The organism is Flavobacterium sp. GSP27 (assembly GCF_003970395.1).
Taxonomy (GTDB): Bacteria; Bacteroidota; Bacteroidia; order Flavobacteriales; family Flavobacteriaceae; genus Flavobacterium.
Genome location: NZ_RYDP01000017.1, coordinates 65,047 through 71,702, shown reverse-complemented (window position 1 = coordinate 71,702; position 6,656 = coordinate 65,047). Strand labels below are relative to the sequence as shown.

Here is a 6,656-nt window from a genome sequence, read left to right as displayed (position 1 = left end):
AATGAGCCCGATAAAATATCGAGCTCATTATTATCAAAATTAATTATAAATTTGTCTAAACTTTTGGGTGCAGTCTACTGATTAGCTAGGCTTTAGGTTAAAAAATTACTTTAGTTTCAACAATATAGAGAGTTATAACTTGATTATTTTTTTTGTAGTAGTACCTCCTGATGTGTATATTTTTAAGAAATAATGACCACTAGCTAGGTTTTGAAGTGAAATGGTACTTTTAGTATACTGTCCCAAAAATTGTCCTAAACTATTATACATTTCTATTTTTTCTAAAACATATTCCTTTGGTATTACGACGGTCACAATATCATTTGTTGGATTTGGAAAGGCTGTTACTAAAAAATATTTGTCAAACGATGTAGTTGATAAGCCTTTTGAAGTTATTTCAAACTTATTAGTCGCCGAAAATTCCGAACCTGAGTATGAGGCATCTATTGCTTGTACAGACCAATAGTAAGTTCCGACAGGCAGACTTAAACGCCACTTTTTATTGTGTTCCACATTTCCTTTTTCAGAAACTTTACGTTTTCCGGATGTATTTGCATTGGCACCCATAATGTTTTCCGCGCCTAGGGTTGTCCCTATTTTAATGGCATAAGTTAGACCAGCGCTTGGCGTATGATCATCTGATGCGGCCAGCCATGAAAGCTCTACCGGATATGTTCCCGTTTTGCTGCTCACGTCATTTAAAAACTTCACAGGAGTGCTCGGTAACGCAGGCACTGACGGCTTCTCATTTATAGTATAAGTGGCTGATTTTGGGCTAAACGTTTTTTTAGTAGCAGATTGTTTTCCAGAAGATGCTAAAATTTTAGCAGAATCATTACGAACATTAATATAGGTTCTAAAAATAAAGGGCTTGCTTATTCCATTAATATTATTAGCGTCATTTGGATTGTAATTTTTATTTTTTCCTACAATCACAAAATCCAAATCGTTGTCCCCATCTATATCCCCAAATACCACTTCGGCATTAAGAATGTCACTTACATCAAATGCACTGTCTGTATATTTTGAAGTACTGGGGTTATATTCACTCAACTTGGTCACGTTTCCAGCGCCACCCCCTGTTATACCCGAATACAACAAGTCACTGTACCCATCTCCATTAAAATCTCCTAAACTGATTTTACTTTGCCTCATAGGTTCTAAACCACTTGAAAATCTCGACCAGGTCGTTATGCCTTCATTCAACTTATTGATATATATATCGAAAATATCATTAGTAGCACTTGTTCCCGTAAATACTGCATCTAGATCTCCATCTCCATCAAAATCAATAAAATCAGTTGTTCCGTCCTTGATAGCGACCAAATTATTATCTGTTGCTTTCAAGGTGAAGCTACCGGCCAGTTCCGTGACATTTTCATAAATAATACACTTCAAGCCGTCTGAAGCACTGAACCCCGTGATTATTAAATCAATATCCTGATCTTTGTCAATGTCCCCTAAATCGAAAGAGGCATTTGCAAGGGGAGCTATCTGGGCAGAAGCATCTGTCTTTTTGAAGCTTGGCGGATTGGTAGATTTATCATATTCGTAAATCCATAATTTTGGCAGACCTGATATGGTATTTGTAGACATTCCCAATACTACAATGTCGGATTGGCCATCATTGTTCATATCTACAATTTTGATTTTGGACTTGAATAAGCCGGCACCTAAAGGAATGGAAGTATAATCAGTGCCGTTACTTAAATTTAGAACTAAATTATTTATTGAATTGAAATCATTTCTAACCAGGTCAGCAATACCGTCCCCGTTAATATCGCCAACTGCTAAACTATTAATATTATTTATGTAGTTAATGGTATATACAAAACTGTTAATATTAGAAACATTATTATCGGCAAGCAATCGTTTACCATCAAATCGTAAAATTTGAGAACCAGAGCCATTAGCATTGGCATAAATTAGATCCAAATCGTTATCATTGTCCAAGTCGGCTAATTTAATGACCGGAGCCTCTATTCCGGATATAGATCGATCAATAATTCCACCTTGGTTCAAAATTTTCCAATCATAGGTTAAGGTAAAGGAATCCTCTGCTGAAAAAAACCCGCCTTTCAATCCCGTGTCAACAGCTTGTACAGACCAATAGTATTTTCCGGGATTAAGTTGCATTTCGTAAAACCCAGTATAGATAGCAGCCGGTTTTGTAATCAATCTTGCACCGGTAGTCAGGTTACTTTCCGTATTAGAAAGCTCGGTCCCGCCGGGAGTCGTACCAAGCTTAATGACATAACCTAAATTAGTGCTATAATCATCCTTTGGAGCATTCCATTTGAATTTTATTTTTCCATTACCTAAATCTTCTGCAATTAAACCGCTTACTATTACTGGAGCCGTATTTTTCTTATTGGCGATATCCGACACATACAATAATGATTTTGCTCCACCAGCTGCGCTAATCCCAGTCAAAAAGAGATCTAAATCTCCGTCCCCATCATAATCTACCCAATTGGCTGTTGAGTTACGCAATCCTTCTATGGCTATTGGCGAGGGTTTATAATTTCCATCAGTATTTTGAAAATATAATTTAGAAATTGGAACTCCAGAAGCATCTTCTCCAGTAAAAAAGATGTCATTGATTCCATCATTATTATAATCGGAAACAGCAATGTCTCCCTTTTTTAATTTTGGAAATTGACTTTCACTCCCAGCTCCACCATTCCCAGCTAAAATAGTAGAAGCGTAAAACTGATTAACCCCATTAGAATCAACTCCGCTGGATAAGACGGTCAAATTACCTTGCGAAGAATTCATTTTGGCCACTTCAATTACCGAATTTTTTAAATTTAGGGGTTGACTGAAATTATAATTATTAGGAATGACCGTTTTTATATAAGAATTATAAATGGTATTACTAATTGGTTGGCCGGAAGAGTTTTCACCATTATAGATGATGTCATTATCACCATCTAAATCAATATCAACTATTTTTAAATCGCCATTAATAAACCCTTGATAATTATTAGACATCATAGTGTTATTAATTGTTGCACTTGTTTTGGGCTCAATAACAAATTTATTTTGATTATCTTCTTTATATAAAATATTAAAAACATATTTTTCGTCTTTGTCAATACCGGAAATCGCTAAATCAATGTCTCCGTCATTATCCAGATCACCCCAAGCCATTTTAGAGGAATACAATTGCGGCAATCCATATTCGGCAGATGGAGTAAAACTAGTCCCCTTATTATTCATATACACCTTTGTTTGTGGAGTTGCGTTAAATCCGGATACCACCAAATCAATCCAACCATCTTTATTAAGATCTACCCAAGATATATCTCCTCCATATAACTTTGTGAAATTTTGATTAGTATCTACAAAAACACCATTTCTATTTTCATATAATATGGTTACGGCACCACTGTTTCCGGTGCCCATAACCGCCACATCCTGATCACCATCTCGGTCATAATCCCCAGGCCACAGCTCCGTTTTCCAGACCAGTAAAAGGACTGTTCACTTGCAGCGTTAATGTTCTGGTATTATCCAGTAAATTAACTTTAATATCATCTGTAGAACTAAGAGTCGCGTTTACAGCAGCTGTTTTTAAAACAATTAATTCAGTACCCTCATTTTCCAGTTCATCCTCTATACCGCTAACGATAAGTTGTGCACTGGTCTGTCCAGCTTTAATAATAATTTGTGGTGAATATTGGTATTTTTGAATTCGATTGTTTTCTGTGTCTGCTATATATAGATTCCCTTTTGAATCTAAAGTAAACCCTTGTGGGTTTTTTAATTGATTATTTTCAGAACCTATACCATTGCTCCCTGCTAATACCTCACTTTTTCTAGTCACAGGATTCCATTTTTTGATATATTTTACTTCTCCTGTATTAGTGTATTCTGAGGACATCAAAAATATTTTCTCCGTACTATTTACAAAAAGACCTTCGATGTTTTGTCCTAAGTATACATATTCTGCCACCGGACCGGCACCCAATACTGTAACCCCAGTTAAAGAACCTGGAGTCCATTTTTGAATACGATTATTCATATTGTCATTTACATAAATATTCCCGGCAGCGTCTACAAAAGTAGCTCTTGGATTATTCAATTGATTTGCGGTCGCTCCGTTTCCGTTTCCTCCGGCAACTGTAATTCCGGTTGTTGCGCCTGGTGTCCATTTTTGTATTCTGTTGTTGTTTGTATCTGTAACATAAATATTACCAATTGCATCTACAAAAAAATTACTCGGACTATTAAATTGATTCGCATTTGATCCTGAACCGTTACCACCAGAGACTGTAACTCCGGAAGTCGCTCCTGGTACCCATTTTTCAATCCTTGACTGCATTCGATCCAATATATAAATATTCCCATTTCCATCAACAATAATAAAATCAACATATGTACCGCTAGCGATAGTCAAAACTGTAGTTCCTTCGTTTGCACCAGGAGCCCATTTTTGAATTTTATTGCTGTTAGCAATATATACATTTCCGCCAGCATCCACAGACATTTTGCTTGGATAATTAAGTTGATTAGCGTTACTGCCAGCACCATTCCCTCCCGCAACTTTAGAAATCACAACTGCTGAATTGGTTTTAAAATCCTGATCGTAAACAGCCGTTCCGTTTGATTCGAGACTTATAGTTACATCCTTAGAAGATGCTGCGTCAAGCGTGGCTGTGATGGTTGCGCTCTCGTGCTCCGCTATTGTAGTGGGAGAAACCGTAACGGTAACTTTTGGATTATCATCGCTTTCTAAATATAAAGTCGCCGTATCTATAGTAGCTGTAGCATTAGTTATTGTGCTTATTTTAAAAATGATACTTTCCAACATTTCCACTAAAGTGTCATCCAGTCCTTTTGTTGAGATGGAGGTATTCCCAGAGGGTTTATTTGCCGGTATCGAAATACGCTTACTGTTAACAGTATATTCGCCTGTTTCCGTGGCGGTACCTTGGATTAAAAAATCGATGTCAATATCCTTACCTGAAATATTTGATAGTGTAGCTGTTAATGTTACATCTGTCTGTGAGTTTTCTGTAATTTTGTCTTTACTAAAAGTAAAAGTGACTGTTGGTGGGGTATTATTGTCAGTTAAAGTAATTCGAATCGGATCGGTACTTGCCAATGTAGCATTGGTAATTCCTGGCTCCAAAACAATAGTTTCATCATATTCATCTGCGCTATCAACAATGCCGCTTACTATAAGTTGTGCAGTAGTTTGTCCGGCTTTAATAATAATTTGTGGAGAATATTGGTATTTTTGAATTCGATTGTTCATGCCGTCTGCAACATAAATGTTTGCTGTAGTGTCAATAAAAAAACTGTTTGGAGAACTTAGTTGGTTAGCATTGGCTCCTGCACCATTCCCACCAGCAACTGTGGTTCCTGTAGTTGCTCCAAGCGCCCATTTTTGGATTCTATTGTTTTGGCTATCAGCAATGTAGATATTTTCAGCAGTGTCAACAAACAGATTATTTGGATAAGACAGTTGGTTGGCATTTGACCCCATGCCATTTCCGCCCGCTACCGTTATTCCTGTAGTTGCTCCAAGCGCCCATTTTTGGATTCTATTGTTTTGGCTATCAGCAATGTAGATATTTTCAGCAGTGTCAACAAACAGATTATTTGGATAAGACAGTTGGTTGGCATTTGATCCCATTCCATTTCCCCCAGCAACAGTTGTCCCGCTAATTGCTCCAGGAGCCCATTTTTGAATTCGGTTATTTTGTGTATCCGTAACGTATATGTTACCCGCATTGTCTACAAAAAAACTATTTGGAGAACTTAGTTGGTTGGCACCTGAACCTGTTCCATTGCCCCCTGCGACTGTTGTTCCGGTAATGGCACCGGCCTCCCATTTTTGAATTCGATTGTTCATTCCGTCTACAACATAAATATTACCTATGGTGTCTACAAAAAATCTATTTGGATAACTTAGTTGATTAGCATTTGAACCCATACCGTTTCCACCTGCCACTGTTGTGCCTGTAATTGCTCCAGGCGCCCATTTTTGAATTCGGTAGTTTTGAGTATCAGCAATATAAATATTTCCTGCTGTATCAACAAATAGATTGTTTGGAGACGACAGTTGGTTGGCATTTGCTCCCATTCCATTTCCCCCAGCAACAGTTGTCCCGCTAATTGCTCCAGGAGCCCATTTTTGAATTCGGTTATTTTGTGTATCCGTAACGTATATGTTACCCGCATTGTCTACAAAAAAACTATTTGGAGAACTTAGTTGGTTGGCATTACTTCCAGAACCATTCCCTCCCGCGGCAGTAGTGATAACTACAGCAGAATTTGTGATGAAATCTGGGCTAAGTATCGCAGTTCCTGTAGATGCCAGACTTATTGTAACATCCTTGTCGGTTGGCACATCAAGTGTGGCTGTTAGGCTTGCGCTTTCATTTTCCGCTATTGTAGTTTTTGAAGTTGTTAGTGTTACTTTTTGTGCAAATAAATTTGGTTGCATTGCCGCAAGAAGAAACAATAGTAGGAGTAAAGTTTTTTTCATAATTAAATTATTTAAAAGTAAAAGCAGAATATTGATGTTATGGTTAGTAATCGTAATTGTTTTTATAATTAATTATTACGATTATATATACAAATAAAAACAAACGTAAGATTGTTTTTTGATACTTCTTTACGGGTTTCCGTAAAAGGCTATTTTT

General features: G+C 37.0%; 2 protein-coding genes. Both read right to left on the bottom strand.

From position 1 onward, the window contains the following. Nucleotides 1-132: 132 nt before the first annotated feature. On the bottom strand, nucleotides 133-3,408 hold the full coding sequence (locus tag EKM05_RS13235) for a T9SS type A sorting domain-containing protein (protein ID WP_126556016.1): 3,276 nt from the start codon (nucleotides 3,406-3,408) through the stop codon (nucleotides 133-135). A gap of 28 nt (nucleotides 3,409-3,436) precedes the next feature. Next, complete coding sequence (locus tag EKM05_RS13230; RefSeq protein WP_126556013.1) at nucleotides 3,437-6,499, bottom strand: NHL repeat-containing protein; 3,063 nt, start codon at nucleotides 6,497-6,499, stop codon at nucleotides 3,437-3,439. Between the last annotated feature and the right edge of the window lie 157 nt (nucleotides 6,500-6,656).